A 19,101-nucleotide genomic window follows, 5' to 3' on the forward strand; every position below is an offset into this window, starting at 1 on the left:
CCCACCGACGGCGCCGGTCGCCCCAGCCCCCGCCGCTCACTCCACCGAGCCGCCCAGATACGGCGAGCGGGTCGCGGCGAAGCCGGGTGCCGAGGGCGAACCCGGCGACGAATCCGCGCCGGATGCGCACGCCGTGGCTCCGGACCCCGGCGCGCACCCCGGGGACGCCGCCGAACCTGAACCGTCGACAGCCGCGGGGCAGGACGAAGCGGACCCGGTACGCGCGGACGACAGCGAGCGCGCATGAACGCAGACGGGGATTCCTCGCGGATCGCCGTCGCGCTCCCGAGCGGGAACGCCGAGGTATCAGCCGACCTGGTCATGCCGTCGTCGGCATGGGCGTTCGCGGCCGTTGCGCACGGTGCGGGCGCGGGGTATCGGCATCCGTTCCTCACCGGCTTCGCCGACGCCCTGGCACGGGAGGGCGTAGCCACCCTGCGGTTCAACTTCCCGTACGCAGAGGCGGGCAGACGGATGCCGGGACCCGCGGCGCACGCGATCGCGACGTGGGCGGCGGTCCATGCCGAGCTGGCGGAGCGCGCCGCGGGCGCCCCCGTGTTCGCGATGGGCAAGTCGTACGGCGGGCGCATGGCGTCGATGGCGGCGGCGGAGGGCGCGATCGATCCGGTCGGCTTGGTGTACCTCGGTTACCCGCTGCATCCGCCGGGCAGCCCCGACAAGGCCCGCACCTCGCACCTGCCCGACGTGCCGCAGCCGCAGCTCTTCGTCGAAGGGACGAACGACCCCTTCATCGACCCCCACGAACAGCTCGAAGCCGCCGTCGCGTCGTGCCGGGTCGCCGCGATCGCCTGGATCGACGGCGGCGGCCACTCGTTCGAAGTGAAGGGGCGCAAACGCCCTCCTGCCGAGATCGCGGCCGATCTCGCACCGGTGGTCGCGGACTGGCTGCGCCGGACTCACTCGGGAGCAGGACCGACGTAACGCCCTCGGGGTCGCAGGCGCATCGGGCGCTCGTCATACTCGTCAACCGCGTGCGAGATCCAGCCGACGATGCGTCCGATCGCGAAGATCACCGATCCGGCGTCGTCGGACATGTCCGCCCAGAGGGTCAGCGCGGCCAATGCGAGGTCGAGGTTCGGCCGCAGGTCGGCGCGGCGAGCCACCTCATCGCAGACGGCGTCGACCGCGGCGAGGATGTCCGCGCTGTCCGTCGCGTCCCTCAGCAGCTCGAGGAGCACGGTCGCGCGCATGTCGCCCGCGGCATAGAGCGGCTGTCCGAACCCCGGGATCCCGCGGCCGCCGTCCCGCACGGCGCGCGCGATGGCGAGCGACGGGCTTCGGCCGTCGCGGACGGCGCGCACGAGCTGCGCGGCCGCGCGGCTCGCCGTGCCGTGCAAGGGTGCATCGAACGCGCCGAGCGCCGCGGTGACGACGGCATATCCGGAGGCGCGGGCCGATGCCGCGACACGCGCGGCGAGTGTCGACACGGCGAGATCGTGGTCGATGACGAGCACCAGTGCCGCATCGAGCAGTCGTGGTCCGCCGGGGAGATCGCGCGGAGCGAGCGCGCGCCACAGCGTCCGCGCGACGCCCGCGGGCTGGTCGGCGGGGGCGAGCGCGGCGGGCAGGCCGGTGACGAGCCGCGCTCCCACGCGCACCAGCTGCGACGGATCGGGGTCGTCGCGCAGGGGATCGCCGGCAGCGAGAGCCGCCACCGCGACGACCAGCCTGTCCACAGGCGGCGCCTCCGGGCCCAGGGCGTCGATCGTGCGTCGCGCGACGGCGAGATCGGCGGGCGACGGGGCGCGCAGTGCCGGTACGTCCCACAGCCACCTCACGACCTCCTCGAACGTCGACTCGCGGGCGAGTCGTGCGGTGGATCGCTCGCGATAGTGCAGCTCGTCGTCCTCGATGTGGGCGAGTCTCGTGTCGAGCACCATGAGCGGGGTGCCCGGAGCCGGCGAGCCGGGGACAGCACTCGGAGAGCGTCGGCGCCGGCGCGAGAACGCCTCGACCTCCAGCGGATCGAACGACGAGCCCGCGGCATCGCGCTCCCGCGACAGCAGTCCCCGTGAGACGTATGCGTACAGGGATTCCGGCTTGACGCCGAGACGGGCCGCGGCCTCAGCCGCGGTGAGCCGGGGAAGGTCGCTCACGATGTTGATCCGATCAAGATTGACGAAAGCAGGATCAAGTTCCGACACTGAGTGTAGCGGGACCGACCGCCCACGGCGCGGTCGACTTCCCGGAACCCTCGAGCAAGGAGCCGACATGACGACGACACGCCTCACCCCGACAGACGCGCCGCGCGGCCTCGCCGGCGTGATCGTCGCCGAGACCACCGTGAGCGACGTCCGCGGGGCGGAGGGCTTCTACCAGTACCGGGATCGGTCGGCGATCGAGCTGGCGGAGACGGGGAGCTTCGAAGACGCCTGGCAGCTCCTCGTCACCGGACAGGACGCGACGGATGCCTCGCGCCCGGGGTTCGCCGCCCGCGTCGCCGATGCCACCATCCGGCGGCGCGGCGACCTCGACCCCGTCGTCGACGCGGTGTCGACGGCGACGCCGGAGGTGCTCGCCGGGCTCGCGGCCGCCTGGCCGCTGCTCGGCGCGAGGCGCGGCATCCGTCCTCTCTACGATCTCGACGAGGACGAACGCCTCGACGATGCGATCGCCCTCGCCGCCGCCACGCCGATGCTCGTCGGTGCCCTCTGGCGGCGCGGTCGCGGAGAGCGCGAGCTGCCCGTGCTGGAGGGCCGCGGCGTCGTCGCGAACTACCTCCGGCAGGTCACCGGACTCGTTCCGGACGAGGCGACCGAGAGCGCTCTGACCGCCTACCTGATCGCGGTCATGGATCACGGCTTCAACGCCTCCACCTTCACCGCCCGGGTCATCGCCTCGACCGGGGCCGACGTCGCCGCCTGCCTCGTCGGCGCCCTCGGAGCGCTCACCGGACCTCTCCACGGGGGCGCGCCGTCCCGTGCCCTCGACGGGCTCGATGCCGTCGGCGCCGACGACCGCATCGACTCGTGGATCCGCGGCGAGCTCGCGGCGGGGCGGCGTCTGATGGGGTTCGGTCATGCGGTGTACCGCACCGCGGACCCGCGCGCCGAGCTGATGAAGCGCGTCGCCCTGCGCACGGGCGGGCCGCGTGTCGAGCTCGCGCTGCGGTTCCAGCAGAGCGCCGAGCGGCTGCTGGCCGATGCGAAGCCCGGCCGTGAGCTGCATGCGAACGTCGAGTTCTGGGCGGCGCTGGTGATGGAGCAGTGCGGGATCCCGCGCTCGATGTTCACGCCGACGTTCGCGGTCGCGCGCACGATCGGGTGGACGGCTCACATCCTCGAACAGGCGCACGACCCGAAGATCATCCGGCCGTCGTCGCGTTACGTGGGACCCGCGGTCCGAGTGGCGGCGGCCTGATCGGGACTATCGTCCGGCGGCGTACCCCTGCATCCCGCGCGGGTTCGCCGCACCCCACAGGACGCCGGTGGCGGCATCCCGTCCGACGGCCGACACGCGGCCGAGCGCCCAGTCGCCCGCTCGTGTGACGCGGTGGCCGCGGCGCTCGAGCCCCTCGATCAGCGAGTCGCCCAGCCGGTTCTCGACGACGGCGCCGGCGGGCGTCCAGGTGCGGGGCCAGAAGGACTCGGGCATCGAAGTGGTGTGCAGCGCGGGCGCATCGATCGCCTGCTGCGGCGTATAGCCGCCGACGATGATGCGCAGCAGGGCAAGCACCTGCCACTGGTCCTGCTGATCGCCGCCGGGGGAGCCGATCGCGAACTCCGGCGTGCCGTCCCGAAGCACCAGCGTGGGTGTGAGGGTCGTCCGCGGGCGCCTCCCTGCGACGAGCGAAGACGGGTGCCCCGGCTCGAGCCATGTCATCTGCAGACGCGTTCCGAGGCAGAACCCCAGCGCCGGGACGGTGGGCGAGGATTGCAGCCACCCGCCCGAGGGAGTCGCCGAGACGATGTTCCCCCATCGGTCGATGACGTCGAGATGGCACGTGTCGCCGCGCGTCTCGCCGGTTCTGGCGACGGTCGGCTCGCCCGTGCCCACCGTGGGAGCGTCGTAGGTCGTGCGCAGCGGGGGACGGAACGGCGTACGCCCCGCCAGCGGACCCGGGCGGAACTCGGCCGAGGCCTGCGACGTGATCTGCGACCTTCTCGCGTCGAGGTAGTCGGCCGACAGCAGCGCGTCGAGGTCGACGTCGTCGTCCCCGAACCAGGCGTCGCGGTCGGCGTAGGCCAGCTTCTGCGCCTCGAGGATCGTGTGCGCGCCCTCCTCCTGCGACGGGTCGAGCAGGTCGTCGGCGAGGGGCTCGAGCAGGCCCAGCGTCTGCAGCAGCGCGGGGCCCTGCGTCCACGCGCCGGCCTTCGCGATCGTGCGGCCGCGGAACTCCCGCGTGATCGCGGGCTCGTAGCCGGCGTCGAAGCTCGCGAAGTCGTCCGCGGTGATGACCGCCGCGTGCAGGCCGCCGCCGGAGTGCCGGTGCGGCTGCGACAGGAACGCGGACGCCTCGTGCGCGACGATCCCGGTCTTCCAATCGCGCCGCGCGGCGTCGATGCGGGCGGCCCGTCCGACGGGCCCGTCGTCGCGCACGGTGCACGACGCGTGGACCAGCGAGTCGAGCACCTCGGCGTAGGCCGGGTTCCGCATGATCTGACCGGCGACCGGAATCTCGCCCCCGGGCATCCACAGGTCGGCGGATGTCGTCCAGCCTTCGCGGAAGAGCTCGGCGACGCGCGCGATCGTGGCGGCCGCGCCCGCCACGAGCGGGTGCCCGTCGCGCGCATAGCCGATGGCGTACGCGAGGACGTCGGTGAGCTCCCATGTCCCGTGGTCGCGCAGCAGCAGCAGCCATGCGTCCACGGCGCCGGGCACCGCGGACGCGAGGCCTCCGGCGCCGGGCGTGAGCTCGAGACCCTCGCTGCGGTAGTGCTCGATCGTGGCGCCGGCGGGCGCCGGGCCCTGGCCCATCAGCACGGTCGGGGCGGCGGCATCCACCGGCTGGAAGATCGCCACGAGATCGCCGCCGGGCCCGTTGAGGTGGGGCTCGACGACGTGCAGGACGAAGGCCGCGGCGACCGACGCGTCGAAGGCGTTGCCGCCCCGTTCGAGCACGGCCTGCGCGGTCGCGGTCGCGATCCAGTGCGTGGACGCGGCCATACCGAACGTGCCCGTCAGGGTCGGACGCGTCGTGAAGGACGACGGGGCGGTGTACTTCGACACGCTCGATGACCGATGAGGGCGTTCAGCGGCCGCCGCGGGCGATCCAGGCCTCGACCTCGTCGGCGGTGCGCGGGATCGCGGCAGACAGGTTGACCGGTCCGTCGGCGGTCATGAGGATGTCGTCCTCGATGCGCACGCCGATGCCGCGGTACTCCTCGGGAACGGTGATGTCGTCGATCTGGAAGTACAGGCCGGGCTCGATCGTGAAGACCATGCCCGCCTCGAGGATGCCGTCGTAGTACATGTCGCGGCGCGCCTGCGCGCAGTCGTGCACGTCGATGCCGAGGTGGTGGCTCGTGCCGTGCACCATGTAGCGCCGGTGGTGGCCGCCGTTCTCGGCGTCGAGCGCCTCCTCGGCGGTGACGGGAAGGAGACCCCATTCGGCCACACGCGTCGCGATGACCTGCATCGCCGCCTCGTGGATCGAGCGGAACTTCACGCCAGGCTTCGCCACGGCGAACGCGGCGTCGGCCGCCTCGCGCACGGTCTCATACACCTTGCGCTGCACGTCCGTGAAGCGGCCGCTCACCGGCAGCGTGCGTGTGATGTCGGCGGTGTAGAGGCTGTCGACCTCGACGCCGGCGTCGATGAGGATGAGGTCCCCGGGGACGACGGCGCCGTCGTTGCGCGTCCAATGCAGGTAGCACGCGTGGGGGCCGGACGCTGCGATCGTGTCGTAGCCGACGGTGTTGCCGTCGCTGCGCGCACGCTGGTGGAAGACACCTTCCACGACGCGCTCGCCGCGGGGATGCTCGACGATCGCGGGGAGGTTCGCGACGATGTCGTCGAAACCGGACGCGGTGACCTGGACGGCGAGTTCCATCTGACCGATCTCGTAGGCGTCCTTCACGAGCCGCAGCTCCGAGACGAACCGGGTGAGGTCGTCGTCCTCGTCGAGCACGACATCCCCGTCGCCGGCCTCGAAGTCGTCGATGTGCGCCGTCGCGAGGCCGAGGTCGGATGCGACGCCGGCAAGGGCGGGCCGGGGGCCGATCCAGAACTCGCCGATCGAGGCATCCGAGTAGAACTCGCTCGTCGTGCGGTCGGCGCGCTCGCGGAAGTACAGCGTGACGTCGTGGCCGCCTGACGAGCGGGGCTCGAATACCAGCACGGCGCCGGGCTCGGCGTCGGACGCCCAGCCCGTCAGGTGGGAGAAGGCGGAGTGCGCGCGGAACGGGTAGTCGGTGTCATTGCTGCGCTGCTTGAGCTCGCCCGCGGGGATCACGAGGCGCTTGCCCGGGAAGGCGGCAGAAACCGCGTCACGCCGCGCAGCCGTGAAGGCTGCCTGCGGGCGTGCCGGCGGAGCGGACTCCGGGCGTTCGGCCCATCCGGTCGAGATGGTGTCGAGGAAGCCCTGCCCGTACGGCTGACGGCGGTTCGTGCTGGTCGACGTCGGGGTCGAGGTCTCGGTGGTGCTCGTGGCGCCGGGGGACTGCTCGCTGGCTGCGCTGCTCATGCCTCCCAGTCTCGCACGCGCGTGGGAGCGCGGACAGTTCAGCCGGCGGGGTCGTACTGGACGATGAGCGGGCGGTGGTCGGACCCGGAATCGTCGAGCGAGCGCAGGACGAGCGAGCCCGTGGCCCGCCACTGCGGCGTCGCCATCACGTGGTCGATCGGGGCGCCGAGGATGGCAGGCATGTCGGCCGACCAGGTTCCCAGCGCGCCGTTGCCCGTCTCGGCTGCGGCATCGGTGCAGTGGCCCAGCGTGGCACCGTCGAGCCCGAGACCCGACATGTGATCGACCGTGGCGTTGAAGTCGCCGGCCATGATCACGTTGCCGTCGCCGCACTGGTCGGCCAGCCATTGGAGATCGTCGCGCCAGTTCTGCATGTAGCTGGGGCGCGGGGCGACCGCATGCACCGCCACGACGGTGGGTCCGTCGCCCGACACCGGCATCGCCACCGCGCTGGGCACGGTCGAGGTGTTGCTGCTGCCGTCGAGCGAGGACTCGATCACGGCGTAGTCGCCGAGCTCGGGTGAGATCAGGAGCGTCGTCGAGCCGGCGTCCCATTCCGTCGACGGGTCGGAGGCGTGGTGCGCCCACATGCGGTGGCCGAGGTCGCGCATCGCGATGGCGACGCTCTCTCCGGTCTCGATGGTCGTCTCGGGGAGCGCGACGATGTCGGCGTCCATCGCGACGGCGATCTTCGCGATCGTCTCGGGCGGCGTGGCGGCGCCGGCGGTGTTCCACGTCATGATGCGGATGGACGACTCGGTCTTCGCCGGGAGCGGGTCGCTGCCCAGCCCGCCGCGCGACGACAGCACGGCGACATTCGCGACGGTGGCGAGCCCCGCGACCACCGCGATCGAGAACGCGAACGCGCGGATCGGGCGGGCGATCGAGAGGAGGAGCGCCAACAGCGCCGCGCCGGCGAACGCCAGGGCGAGGAGGCCTCGGAACGACACGATCTGGGCGATGGGATAGATGCGCTCGACACGGAAGAAACCCGGGAAGGTCAGCACCGCGGCGGCGATGGCGCACAGCACGGCGAAGAGGATCCCGAGCAGGCGAAGCACGCCCGCGACTCTATGCGAGCAGGCTGTGAGATCCGTCAGCGCGCGCGGGCGTCGCGCGTTTCGCGCCGCGCTACGCTCGGAGGATGCCCAGACTGCAGCGGTTCGAAGGACCGAGCGACCTGCATCTGCACTCGGCGAACTCCGACGGCACGCAGCCACCCGCCGAGGTGATGGCGTCCGCCCACCGGCACGGGGTTCGCACGGCCGCCCTCACGGACCACGACACCACGTCGGGCTGGGCCGAGGCCGCGGAGGCCGCGACATCCCTCGGCATGACGTTCCTTCCCGGAATGGAGCTGTCGGCGCGGCACGAGTGGCGCAGCGTCCACGTGCTGGCGTACCTGCCCGACCCCGACGAGCCGGCGCTGCGAGCCGAGACCGCGCGCATCCGGTCCTCGCGGCTGGATCGGGCCCGCCTGATGGCCGACCGCATCGCGCGCGACTACGACCTGGTGTGGGACGACATCCTCGAGCAGACCACCGATGCCGCGACCGTGGGCCGGCCGCATATCGCCGACGCTCTGGTGGCACGGGGACTCGTCCGCGATCGCGCTGAGGCGTTCGCGGGCATCCTGAGCCCGCGGGGCGACTACTACGTCGCCCTTTACGCGCCCGACCCGGTGACCGCGGTGGGACTCGTCGCGGGCGCCGGGGGAGTGGCGGTCATCGCGCATCCGGCCGGGCGCGCAGGCCTGCTTCCCATGCGCGTGATGGAACGGATGCTGGACGCCGGCCTCGCGGGCTTCGAACTGGGTCACCGCGAGAACCGCGACCCCGCGCTCGCGACCCTGCGCGACCTGTGCCGCGAGCGCGACCTCGTCGTGACGGGCTCCAGCGACTACCACGGGCTGGGAAAGCCCAACCAGCCGGGCGAGAACACCACCACCGACGAGATGGTGGGGCGCATCATCGCCCGCGCGACGGGAAGCGCCCCCGTCTACCCGTGAGGGCGGACGAGGGCGCTCCGTGACCGCGGATGCCGCGGATCAGATCGTGACGATCGGCACGGTGCCGGTCAGCCGAGGGCCTTGGCCTTCAGCGCGTCGTACTCGGCCTGCGTGATCGTGCCGGCGTCGAGGAGACCCTTCGCCTTGGCGATCTCGTCGGCCGGGCTGGGGCCTGCGCCCGCGACGGACTTGATGTAGGCGTCCTGTGCGCTCTGCAGCTCCGAGGCCTCCTTCGCGCTGCGCTTGGCCATGCCGTTCCCGCGCGCGATGAGGTAGACCAGCAGCGTCAGGAAGGGCACGAAGATCAGGAAGATGATCCAGACGGCCTTCCACCAGCCGCTCAGCTTGTGGTCGCGGAACAGGTCGGCGATCACAGCGAACAGCGCGAACAGGTACGCCATGAAGAAGAAGATCCAGAGGAACCACCAGATGATGTCCCAGAAGGAGCCCCAGAAGCCCTGGTACTCATAACCGGTGGTCACGGCCTCGATGATGCGCATCGTGTGCCTTTCGTGAATGCGAGGTACCGGCGCCCTGTGCGCCGTCAGCGCTCACCATAGCGCTGTCGCGGCGCCGGATGACGGCGCCGCGACAGGAGAAGACGGATTCAGGCGCCGACGGCGGCGCCACCCGCGGGGGTCGACCCGCCACCGCTGCCGCCGCGACGGCGGCGACGGCGCCGCGGAGCGGGCTTGCCGTCGTGGTGCTCCTTGCCCCCGCCGTCGTGGGTTCCGCCCCCGTCGGTGGAGCGGTCGCCGTCCGCGCTCCCGGGCGCGCCGTGCTCCTGCGACCCGGCAGCACCCGCCTCGCCGGTCTGGAACGTGGAGCCGACCCGCTCGGTCGAGCCCGACCGGCGACGCCGGCGCCGGCTCCGCGGAGCCTGGCCGTTCGTCTCGACCTCGGCGGCGGCATCCGCCGCGCTCTCGGGCTGGACGCGGACGGCCTGGGTCTTCGGGGCCGTCACGATGCGGCCCTTCGTGCCCGCGGGGATGTCGAGGTCCGAGAACAGGTGCGGGCTCGACGAGTAGGTCTCGACCGGCTCGGGCTGGCCGAACTCGAGGGCGCGGTTGATGAGGGCCCACTTGTGCAGGTCCTCCCAGTCCACGAACGTGACTGCGATGCCGGTCTTGCCGGCGCGGCCGGTGCGGCCGGCGCGGTGCAGGTACGTCTTCTCGTCGTCGGGGATCGTGTGGTTGATGACGTGCGTGACGTCGTCGACGTCGATGCCGCGCGCGGCGACGTCGGTCGCGATCAGCACGTCCTTCTTGCCGGCCTTGAAGCCCGCCATCGAGCGCTCCCGCGACTCCTGGCTCATGTCGCCGTGGACCGCGCCCGCGTTGAAGCCACGGTCGTTCAGCTCGTCCACGAGCTTCTGGGCGGCGCGCTTGGTGCGTGTGAAGATCACGGACTTGCCGCGGCCCTCCGCCTGCAGGATGCGGGCGATGATCTCGTCCTTATCGAGCGAGTGCGCCCGGTAGACGAGGTGCTTGATGTTGGCCTGCGTGAGGCCCTCGTCGGGATCCGTCGCGCGGATGTGGATCGGGTTCGACATGAACCGGCGCGCCAGCGCGACGATCGGCCCGGGCATCGTCGCCGAGAAGAGCTGAGTGTGACGGATGGCGGGCACCTTCGAGAAGATCTTCTCGATGTCGGGGAGGAACCCGAGGTCGAGCATCTTGTCCGCCTCGTCGAGCACGACCTCGGTCGCGTTCGAGAGGTCCAGAAGTCGCTGGTTGTTGAGGTCGATGAGGCGGCCCGGGGTTCCCACGACGATCTGCGCGCCCGCCTTGAGCTGGTCGATCTGGCCCTCGTAGGCCTTGCCGCCGTAGATGGCGACGACGCTCGTGGAGCGGTTCGAGGTGAGCATGTCCATGTCTTCGTAGACCTGGACGCACAGCTCCCGGGTCGGGACCACGATGAGCGCCTTGACCCCGGGGGCCGGGTCGGCGCCGAGACGCTGGACGACGGGGATGCCGAAGCCGAAGGTCTTGCCGGTGCCGGTCTTGGCCTGGCCGATGATGTCCTGGCCGGGAAGGCCGAGGGGGATGGTCTGCTCCTGGATGGGGAACGCGTCCACGATGCCCTTTGCGGAGAGCGCGTCGACGATGTCCTGATCAACGCCGAGTTCGGCGAAGGTCGTCACGATGTGTGCCTGTCCGGCAGTGGGATGCTGCCTGGGTTCATGCCCTGGCGCGTCCGACGACTCAGAGCGGTCGCCGCGCGGGCGGAAGTGCGATCCACGCCCTTCTTTCCCACAGGCGCGGGCGCCCCGATCCGACGCCGGGGACGACACCCACGATACCGGAGGACCCCGGCGCGAGCGTGGAGGCTTGTCCCCTCGTAGGCTTTCGTCCATGGTGAAGTGGTTCTGGCAGCGTCGCGAAACGGGGCGCAGGCTGCAGCTGCGCTCGCGCGACGAGCTGAGCGGTGGCAATCGCGTCGACTTCGAGGAGCTCGCCCCGGACATCGACACCTTCCTCGGCCAGGCGGCTTATCTGCAGCTCAGCTTCTTCGAGACGCTCACCGAGCTGATCCAGTCGACCCCCGAGCTGGGCGAGAAGGAGGCGGTGTCCCGCGCCGCCGGCGCGGCTCTCACCAAGCACGAGGCGCTGGTCGCGCTGATCCGCGAACGCGGCGACGACCCCACCGAGATCATGCGGCCGTTCCGCGAGCCCCTGGACGCCTTCCGGGCGGCCACGCACGGCGTGCGACCGCAGGAGACGATGCTGTCGGTGCACATCACCGCAGGCATGCTCGACGACTTCTACCTGGCGCTGTCGGCGAGCTACGGGGAGACGGGCGACCGCGTGGCGCACATCCTGCAGGCCGATGACGACCGCCAGGCCATCGTCGAGCTGATCTCCCAGGCCATCGCGAGCGACCCGGAATGGAAATCGCTGCTGGCGCTGTGGGGGCGCCGCCTCGTCGGCGACACCCTGCTCATCGCGCGCGCCGCGCTGCGGCCGACCGACCTCGGCCCGGTGGCCGAGGAGAAGGTGGAGCCCGTCTTCACCGAGCTCATGGCCGCGCACTCGCGGCGCATGGACGCCATGGGCCTGGCGGCCTGACACGCCGAACGGATGCTTCGTGCCCCCGATCGCGGCGGGGTTCGGGCGCGCCCGGCCGAGCGCGATCAGCCGATGCCGAGGCGCGCCTTCTCGCGCGCGTCGTGGGCCACGCGCGCGCGAGAGGTGAGGGTGATCGCCGGGTAGGTGACCACCATCGGGACGATGAGCGCCGCGAGCCACGGCCACGGCGTGTCGATCCCCACACCGAGCCACGTCAGGATCGACCACGCCGCACCGGCCGACACGGCGCCGATCATCGGCGCCAGGACGACCCCGCGCGTCAGGCGCTGGTGCAGCTGGAAGTGGATGCCGATGCCGACGACCGCGCCGACGATGAACGCGATGAGGATCTGCATGCCCCGGGTCCGCTCAGGCGACGAAGCCGACGCGGCGGGACTCTTCCGAGCCGAGCTCGATGTACGCGAGGCCCGCGGTGGGGACGATGTACGAGTTCCCCTTCGCGTCGGCGAAGGTGACGTGCGTGGCGCCGGCGTCGAGCGCTGCGGCGACGGACTTCTTCACGTCTGCCGCCGGCTCGTTCGTCTCGAAGTTGAGCTCGCGGCCGGTGTTCGCGATGCCGATGCGGATCTCCACGTGACTGACCTCCTGCGCGGGGCGATAGTTGTGTGCCAGATGGCTGAGGGCTCCTCCTGGCGGAAAGGCTGAGGGTCCCCGGACGCATGGCAACTCTACGACACCGCGCAGGGGCATCCGCCCGCCGCCGGAACGCTCTGGGCGAACGGCCGATGTCGCGCCCTCGCGCTAGCGTCGGAGGGTGACTTCGGGCAGGGCAGATCGTGCGGCGTGGACCCCGGACGCCGCGCAGCGGCACGTGCTGGCGCTGCCTCCGCAGGCTTCGGGCGTCGTGGTGGGCGCACCCGGCACCGGCAAGACCGAGACGCTGATCGCGCGCGTGGCAGCCGTGATCCAGGCCGGCGTCGATCCCGATGCCGTGCTCGTGCTCACCCCGTCGCGGCAGACCGCGACGGCTCTGCGCGACCGCCTCGGTCTCGCGGTCGGGGTGGCGACGACCGGGCCGCTCGCGCGGTCGGTCGCCTCGTACGCGTTCCAGGTCGTTCGAGCGCACGCCGTCGCGGCGGACGCGGATCCGCCGCAGCTTCTCACCGGCGGCGACGAGGACCAGATCATCCGCGATCTGCTCGAGGGCGACGACGAGGATGAGGCGGCCGGCGCCGTCCGCTGGCCGGACTGGCTGGGCCCGGCGATCCGGGGCACGGCCGGGTTCCGGACCGAGGTGCGGACGTTCCTCGCCGAGTGCACCACCCTCGGCATCGAGCCGCGGCGCCTCCGCGAGCTCGGCGAGCGTCACGAGCTGCCGGCCTGGGTGTCGCTGGCGTCGTTCTTCGGCGAATACCTTCAGGTGCGCGCCGCCATGCGGGGGGCACACCGGGACGCGGCGGGTCTGGTCCGCGAAGCCGTCGGGCTGCTTCGCACGGCGCCGGCCGGAAGCCCTGCCGTCGACCGGGTGCGCGTGGTCATGGTCGACGATGCACAGGAGCTCACCCTCGGCGGAATCGAACTGCTCGAGGCCGTCGGCGCCCGGGGCGCCGCGGTGCTCGCGTTCGGCGATCCCGACGTCGGGTCGGGAACGTTCCGCGGTGCGACGCCCGAGAACTTCGCGCGGCTCGCGGCGTCACTGGGTGCCGTCCACGTGCTCACCGAAGGCCATCGCGGGAGTGCGTGGCAGCGCGAGCTGGTAGGTCGGGTCACGCAGCGCATCGGCGCGGTCGGCGTCGTGGCCCACCGCGGTGCGGCATCGGGTGCCGCAGCCGACGAGTCCGTGCGGGTGCTGACTCTGCGCTCCGCGGCCGAGGAGTATGACGCCGTGGCGCGGGTGCTCCGCGAGCGCCACGTGCACGACGGCGTGCCGTGGAGCGGCTGTGCCGTCATCGCCCACGACACCCGGCAGGTCGCGGCGCTCGAGGCGGAGCTGTCGGCGCGAGAGGTGCCGGCGCGCTCGAGCGGCCCGGGGCGCGCCCTCGGCGGGGTGCGGCCGGTCGCCGACCTGCTGAGGCTCATCGAGCTCGCGTCGCGCGACGAGTGGACGTTCGAGGAGGTGTCTGCGGCGCTCGTCGGCACCTACGGACGCCTCGACGTGATCGAGCTCCGCCGGCTGCGCTCGGCACTGCGGCACGCCGAGCTGCGGCGGGTCTTCGAGGGCGAGGCGGAGGCCACGGGCAGCCGGGTCGCCGTGGAGAGCGACGATGGCGCGGGCGTCGCCGAGCGCTCGGGTCGCGACCTCGTGCTCTCGGCGATGCGCCGGCCGCTCGAGTTCGACCTGCTCGACACGCGCGAGGCCCGGCGCGCGGCATCGCTGGCGCGGACGCTCGAGGTGCTGCGCGAGGACCTCGAGCGCGGTGCCACGGCGCACGAGCTGCTCTGGACCGCGTGGGACCGCAGCGGACTCGAGCGCTCGTGGGGCGAGCTCGCGCGCGGCAACGGCCCGCTGGCCGAGCAGGCGCACCGCGACCTCGACGCCCTGGTCGCGCTGTTCCAGGCCGCGAAACGATTCGTCGAGCGCTCGCTCGACGCCGATCCGCGTGTGTTCGCCCGGTCCATCCTCGACAGCGGCGTCGCCGAGGACCGTCTCGAAGCGCCGACGCGCGACGACAGCGTGCGCGTCATGACTCCGGCCGGAGCCCTCGGCCTCGAGTTCGACACGGTGGTCGTGGCCGGCGTGCAGGACGGTGTCTGGCCGAACACGAGACTGCGCGGCAGCCTTCTCGACACGTGGCGGCTCGCGGACGCCGCCACCCGCGCCGACGGCGAGACGCTGGGTGCGTTCGACCGCCGCCGCGGGGCGATGCACGACGAGCTGCGCCTGCTCGCGCGAGCGTTGTCGCGGGCAACGGCCCGCGTGATCGTGACGGCCGTCGATGACGACGACACGGGCCCGAGCGTATTCTTCGAGCTGCTGCCGGATCCGGAGCCCTTCGAGCTCGACCACCCCGTGTCGCTTCGCGGACTCGTGGCTCGGCACCGGCGCACCCTGACTGCCGCAGGCCCGCGCACAGCCGCCGCCCCGGGGCCGCTCGCCGCGCCTGCGGCCCGCGCCGCGGAGCAGCTCGCCCTGCTGGCGGATGCGGGGGTGCCGGGCGCGTCGCCGCGCGAGTGGTACGGCGTCGCCGGGCCGACGTCGACCGGCCCGCTGCGCGATCTCTCGCGAGAGGACATCCGCGTCTCACCCTCCCGGCTGCACGCCCTGGAGGAGTGCGAGCTCAACTGGGTCATCGCCGATCTCGGCGGCGACCCGGGGGGCACCACCGCCGGCCTCGGCACGATCATCCACGCGGCGCTCGAGCACGCGGCCGATCACGATGAAGCGGGACTGTGGGCCGAGGTCGAGTCGCGCTGGGGCGAGCTGACGTTCGAGGCCGCGTGGCGCGACCGCGCCGAGCAGACCCGTGCACGCGACCTGGTGCGGCGCCTGCACCTCTACCTGCGACGCTTCGACGACGCCGGCGGCAGGCTCATCGGCGCCGAGCCGCACTTCGAGGTCGTGATCCCGATGGAGGACCAGCCGCAGGCGGCCGCCCCCGAGGCAACTGAGCACCGCGTCATCCTCTCGGGCTACATCGATCGCGTCGAGCTCACGCCGGAGGGAACCGTCGTCATCATGGATCTCAAGACCGGCAAGCGCGAGCCGCAGACCGACGCCAAGGTGCTCGACAACCCCCAGCTGGGCGCATACCAGCTGGCCTTCGAATCGGGCGCGATCCCGGAGGCGAACGGCCATGCGCCCGGTGGCGCGAAGCTCCTCGTGCTGCGGCCGACCGCGACCAGGTCGGACTACGTCACACCGTGGCAGCCGCCGTTCGACGACGAGCGTCGTGACGCGTTCGTCGGCCGCATCCGCACGGCCGTCGCGGTCATGCGCGGCGAGACCTTCACGGCACCGTACGAGGAGCACTGCCGCGACGAGCACTCGTACGGACTGTGCCGGATCCACACCGTGGGTGCGGTGAGCGCCTCGTGACCATCGCGCAGCCCGTTGACACGCAGGCCGTGTCCCCGCCCCCCATCTTGTCGGCACGCGTGATCGCGTCCGCACTGGGGCAGTTCCCGCCGACCGACGAGCAGATCGCGGTCATCGAGGCGCCCATGGCGCCCGCGCTCGTCGTCGCCGGCGCCGGCAGCGGCAAGACCGAGACGATGGCCGCCCGCGTCGTCTGGCTCGTCGCCAACGGCATCGTCCGCCGCGACGAGGTGCTCGGCCTCACGTTCACCCGCAAGGCCGCCGGCGAGCTCGCGGAGCGCATCCAGAAGCGGCTCGCGCGCCTGGGCGAGTTCGAGCGCCGCGGCCTGCTGCCGTCGCTGCCCGCACTCGCGGACGAGGGACGGCTCGAAGTGTTCGGCGAGCTCGAGCGCTCCGGCGTCGATGGGGCGCGCTCGACGGCGGAGCGACACCGTCTGCTCGACGCGCTCGCGCACGCCGTCGACGCCATCCCGCAGGATTCCGTCGACGACGCGCTGCTGCACCGGCCGAGCGTCGCGACCTACAACAGCTTCGCCGACCAGATCGTGCGCGAGCACGCGCTCCGGATCGGCCGGGATGCCGAGGCCGCCGTCCTCTCGGAGTCCGCGGCCTGGCTGCTCATGCGTCGCGTCGTGTTCGCCTCCGACGACCCGCGCCTCGAGGAGCGGGGCGAGGCGGTGCGCACGATCGTCGACGCAGCGCTGCGGATCGCCCGTGACGGCGTCGACAACCTCGTCGACTTCGACGCTCTCGCCGCATTCCCCGAGCGCTTCGGTGCCGTGCGCGAGCTGCCGTCGACCAATCGGCGCACCACGGTCTACGCCGACGTGGCCGACGCCGCCGACCGCGTCGATGCGCTCGCGCTGCTCGCCGACCTCGCTCGCGAGTACGCCGCCGAGAAGCTCCGTCTCGGGGTCATCGACTTCTCCGATCAGGTGGCGGGCGCGCTCGAGGTGGTCGCCGGCCACCGCGCGGTCGCCGACGAACTGCGCGACCGCTACCGCGTCGTCCTGCTCGACGAGTACCAGGACACCTCCGTCGTGCAGACGGATCTGCTGGCCACGCTCTTCGCCGGCACCGGGGTGATGGCGGTCGGCGATCCGCACCAGGCGATCTACGGCTGGCGTGGCGCCAGCGCGGGCAACCTCGGCGGCTTCGCTGCGGCGTTCGCGCCGGGCGCGGCATGCGCGCAGTTTTCGCTGCTCACGAGCTGGCGCAACAGCGCCGCGGTGCTGACGGCGGCGAACGCGGTGCTCGCGCCGCTCGCGGCGTCGGCTTCCGTCACGGTCGGAGAGCTGCAGCCGCGACCGGGAGCCCCTGTCGGCGTGGTCGAGCTGGGCTTCGACGCCGACCTCGACACCGAGGCCGACCGGGTGGCGGAGTGGTTCGCGCGGGTGCGCGCCGGGCGTGCCGACGGCGGCCGATCGACCACCGGAGCCATCCTCTTCCGCAGCAAGAAGCACATGGTGCGCTTCGGCGATGCGCTCGGGCGCCGCGGCATCCCGCACCGCATCCTCGGACTCGGCGGCCTGCTCTCGACTCCCGAGGTGGTCGACGTCGTCTGCGCGCTGCGTGTCATCAGCGACCCGTCCGCGGGCTCGGCGCTCATCCGGCTGCTGTCGGGCCCACGGTGGGCGATCGGCCTCCCCGACCTGCGCGAGCTCGTGGCGCTGTCCCGCCGCCTCGCACGTCACGACACCGCGCTGCAACCTCTCGCACCCGAGGTGGTCGAGCGCATCCGGGCCAGCGCGGGCGACGATGACGGGTCGCTCGTCGACGCGCTCGACTTCGTGCTGCGCCAGAAGCCGGATCACGGCTGGCTCGAGGGCTTCACACCCGAGGCGCGGGAGCGGCTGCGCGACGCGGCATCCGTCTTCGCGGGACTCCGGCAGGCCGGCGGCATGCCGATCCCCGAGCTGGTGCGACTGATCGAGCTGGAGCTGCGCCTCGACATCGAGCTCGCCGCGAACGAGTCACGCGGGCCCGCGCGCGTCGCATCGGCACAGCTGCGGGCCTTCGTCGACGAGGTGCACGCCTTCCTCGCCGCTGACGAGACCGGGTCGCTGTCGAGCCTGCTCGCGTGGCTCGACCACGCCGAGCAACTGGACGAGTTCGCGCCGCGCACCGAGCCGCCCGAGGACGACGTCGTGCAGCTGCTCACGATCCACGGGTCGAAGGGCCTCGAGTGGGACGCCGTCGCGGTCGTGCGTCTCGTCAAGGACGAGCTGCCGAGCGCTCCGCGCGACACCAAGGCGTGGCTCGGGTTCGGCGTCCTGCCGTACGCATTCCGCGGTGATTCCGCCTGGCTGCCGGCGCTCGGCTGGCAGTCGGCCGACACGCAGCAGGCGCTCAAGGAGGCGATCGAGACGTTCGTCGAGGCGAACCGTGCCCGGCAGCTCGAAGAGGACCGCCGCCTCGCATACGTCGCGGTCACCCGCGCCCGTGATCACCTGCTGCTCACCGGTGCGACCTGGTCGGGCACCAAGCGCCCGCGCACCCGTAGCACGTTCTTCGCCGAGATCGCCGAGGCGCTCGAGGTGCCGTTGCCGGAAGACGAGCCCGGCGACGACCCGTATCAGGGGGAGCGGCGCGTGCTCCAGTGGCCGATCGATCCGCTGGGTGCCCGCCGCACGGCGGTGGCCGTCGCGGCGGGCACCGTCGAGGCAGCGCTCGACGCACCGCGTGCGGGGATCGATCCCCAGGCCGCGCTGCTGCTCGCTGAGCGCGAGGCGCGCCGTGCCCGCCCGGTGCACACGGCGCCGACGCGCATCGCGGCTTCGCGCTACAAGGAATACGTGGCCGACCTTGAGGGCACCCTCGCCGGCATCGCGCGGCCGATGCCGGAGCGACCCTTCCGTCAGACCCGCCTCGGCACGCTGTTCCACGCCTGGGTCGAGCAGCGCTCAGGACACGCGGGGCTCGGCGGCTCGCTCGATGACGCGCTGTGGGAGACGGACGAGGACCTTCCGGGGACGGAGGCCTCGGTCGAGGACGCCGCCGCGCTGGCTGCCCTGCGCGAACGCTTCCTCGCGTCGGAGTGGGCCGCGCTGCAGCCGATCGAGGTCGAGACCGAGATCGACTTCACCACCATCGGCCCTGACGGCCTGCCGCACATCGTGATCTGCAAGCTCGACGCCGTGTACCGGCGCGACGACCGCGGCGGGCGCATCGAGATCGTCGACTGGAAGACAGGCGTCGCGCCGCGCACCTCGGCCGAGAAGGACGAACGGATGCTGCAGCTCGAGCTCTACCGCCAGGCCTATCACTCGAAGCACGGCGTGCCGCTCGACGAGATCGACGTCGCGCTCTACTACGTCGCCGAGGACGTCATCCTGCGGAGCTGAGTCCGCGAGGCGTCGCCCACGCCGCGAACCCTGGCGCG

14 protein-coding genes and 1 pseudogene are annotated in these 19,101 nt (G+C 72.3%); 7 read left to right on the forward strand and 8 right to left on the reverse strand.

Annotated features, from left to right (window positions below; translation table 11 throughout):
• Window positions 1-247, forward strand: a pseudogene (locus tag RS82_RS21630) (hypothetical protein); the annotation flags it as partial.
• Window positions 244-942, forward strand: coding sequence for an alpha/beta hydrolase family protein (locus RS82_RS03010; protein ID WP_045296823.1), 699 nt, complete (start codon window positions 244-246; stop codon window positions 940-942). The pseudogene RS82_RS21630 and the gene RS82_RS03010, both read left to right, overlap by 4 nt.
• Here RS82_RS03010 and RS82_RS03015 read toward each other — a convergent pair.
• Window positions 918-2,117, reverse strand: a complete 1,200-nt coding sequence (locus tag RS82_RS03015) for a citrate/2-methylcitrate synthase (RefSeq protein WP_045296824.1) — start codon at window positions 2,115-2,117, stop codon at window positions 918-920. The genes RS82_RS03010 and RS82_RS03015 overlap by 25 nt on opposite strands.
• Before the next feature lie 115 nt (window positions 2,118-2,232).
• On the opposite strand from RS82_RS03015, the gene RS82_RS03020 reads away from it, so the two are divergent.
• Window positions 2,233-3,381, forward strand: a complete 1,149-nt coding sequence (locus RS82_RS03020; RefSeq protein WP_045296825.1) for a citrate/2-methylcitrate synthase — start codon at window positions 2,233-2,235, stop codon at window positions 3,379-3,381.
• Between the two features lie 6 nt (window positions 3,382-3,387).
• On the opposite strand, the gene RS82_RS03025 is transcribed toward RS82_RS03020, so the two are convergent.
• The 3 genes from RS82_RS03025 to RS82_RS03035 form a co-directional block, all read right to left on the reverse strand.
• Window positions 3,388-5,127, reverse strand: a complete 1,740-nt coding sequence (locus RS82_RS03025) for a gamma-glutamyltransferase family protein (protein ID WP_045296924.1) — start codon at window positions 5,125-5,127, stop codon at window positions 3,388-3,390.
• An 85-nt stretch (window positions 5,128-5,212) separates the two neighbouring features.
• Window positions 5,213-6,646, reverse strand: coding sequence for an aminopeptidase P family protein (locus tag RS82_RS03030; RefSeq protein WP_045296826.1), 1,434 nt, complete (start codon window positions 6,644-6,646; stop codon window positions 5,213-5,215).
• A 38-nt stretch (window positions 6,647-6,684) separates the two neighbouring features.
• Window positions 6,685-7,707 (reverse strand): endonuclease/exonuclease/phosphatase family protein, encoded by a 1,023-nt coding sequence (locus RS82_RS03035; protein WP_045296827.1) that lies wholly within the window; start codon window positions 7,705-7,707, stop codon window positions 6,685-6,687.
• An 83-nt stretch (window positions 7,708-7,790) separates the two neighbouring features.
• Between RS82_RS03035 and RS82_RS03040 the strand changes: the two genes are divergently transcribed.
• A complete protein-coding gene (locus RS82_RS03040; RefSeq protein ID WP_045296828.1) occupies window positions 7,791-8,654 on the forward strand; it encodes a PHP domain-containing protein in 864 nt (287 codons plus the stop codon).
• 68 nt (window positions 8,655-8,722) lie between these two features.
• On the opposite strand, the gene RS82_RS03045 is transcribed toward RS82_RS03040, so the two are convergent.
• Entirely contained in the window at window positions 8,723-9,154 is a 432-nt protein-coding gene (locus RS82_RS03045) for an SHOCT domain-containing protein (protein WP_045296829.1), read from the reverse strand.
• Between the two features lie 107 nt (window positions 9,155-9,261).
• On the reverse strand, window positions 9,262-10,797 hold the full coding sequence (locus RS82_RS03050; protein ID WP_045296830.1) for a DEAD/DEAH box helicase: 1,536 nt from the start codon (window positions 10,795-10,797) through the stop codon (window positions 9,262-9,264).
• A gap of 211 nt (window positions 10,798-11,008) precedes the next feature.
• On the opposite strand from RS82_RS03050, the gene RS82_RS03055 reads away from it, so the two are divergent.
• The gene (locus RS82_RS03055) at window positions 11,009-11,722 is read left to right on the forward strand and encodes a ferritin-like fold-containing protein (protein WP_045296831.1); all 714 of its coding nucleotides are present in this window, start codon (window positions 11,009-11,011) and stop codon (window positions 11,720-11,722) included.
• Window positions 11,723-11,787: 65 nt separating this feature from the next.
• Here the strand turns inward: RS82_RS03055 and RS82_RS03060 are convergent, their stop codons facing one another.
• Window positions 11,788-12,078, reverse strand: coding sequence for a hypothetical protein (locus RS82_RS03060; RefSeq protein WP_045296832.1), 291 nt, complete (start codon window positions 12,076-12,078; stop codon window positions 11,788-11,790).
• Between the two features lie 13 nt (window positions 12,079-12,091).
• The gene (locus RS82_RS03065) at window positions 12,092-12,316 is read right to left on the reverse strand and encodes a DUF3107 domain-containing protein (protein WP_045296833.1); all 225 of its coding nucleotides are present in this window, start codon (window positions 12,314-12,316) and stop codon (window positions 12,092-12,094) included.
• A gap of 181 nt (window positions 12,317-12,497) precedes the next feature.
• Here RS82_RS03065 and RS82_RS03070 point away from each other — a divergent pair, with 181 nt between their 5' ends.
• Together RS82_RS03070 and RS82_RS03075 are read left to right on the forward strand one after the other, a co-directional pair.
• Window positions 12,498-15,719, forward strand: a complete 3,222-nt coding sequence (locus RS82_RS03070) for an ATP-dependent helicase (RefSeq protein ID WP_045296835.1) — start codon at window positions 12,498-12,500, stop codon at window positions 15,717-15,719.
• A gap of 29 nt (window positions 15,720-15,748) precedes the next feature.
• On the forward strand, window positions 15,749-19,063 hold the full coding sequence (locus RS82_RS03075) for an ATP-dependent DNA helicase (RefSeq protein ID WP_245619496.1): 3,315 nt from the start codon (window positions 15,749-15,751) through the stop codon (window positions 19,061-19,063).
• Window positions 19,064-19,101 lie beyond the last annotated feature (38 nt).

Source organism: Microbacterium trichothecenolyticum (assembly GCF_000956465.1).
Classification (GTDB): Bacteria; Actinomycetota; Actinomycetes; order Actinomycetales; family Microbacteriaceae; genus Microbacterium; species Microbacterium trichothecenolyticum.

Coding starts and splice junctions, on each gene's coding strand:
- RS82_RS03010 (WP_045296823.1), top strand. CDS start 244: ATGAACGCAGACGGGGATTCCTCGCGGATCGCCGTCGCGCTCCCGAGC.
- RS82_RS03020 (WP_045296825.1), top strand. CDS start 2,233: ATGACGACGACACGCCTCACCCCGACAGACGCGCCGCGCGGCCTCGCC.
- RS82_RS03025 (WP_045296924.1), bottom strand. CDS start 5,127: ATGGCCGCGTCCACGCACTGGATCGCGACCGCGACCGCGCAGGCCGTG.
- RS82_RS03030 (WP_045296826.1), bottom strand. CDS start 6,646: ATGAGCAGCGCAGCCAGCGAGCAGTCCCCCGGCGCCACGAGCACCACC.
- RS82_RS03040 (WP_045296828.1), top strand. CDS start 7,791: ATGCCCAGACTGCAGCGGTTCGAAGGACCGAGCGACCTGCATCTGCAC.
- RS82_RS03045 (WP_045296829.1), bottom strand. CDS start 9,154: ATGCGCATCATCGAGGCCGTGACCACCGGTTATGAGTACCAGGGCTTC.
- RS82_RS03055 (WP_045296831.1), top strand. CDS start 11,009: ATGGTGAAGTGGTTCTGGCAGCGTCGCGAAACGGGGCGCAGGCTGCAG.
- RS82_RS03060 (WP_045296832.1), bottom strand. CDS start 12,078: ATGCAGATCCTCATCGCGTTCATCGTCGGCGCGGTCGTCGGCATCGGC.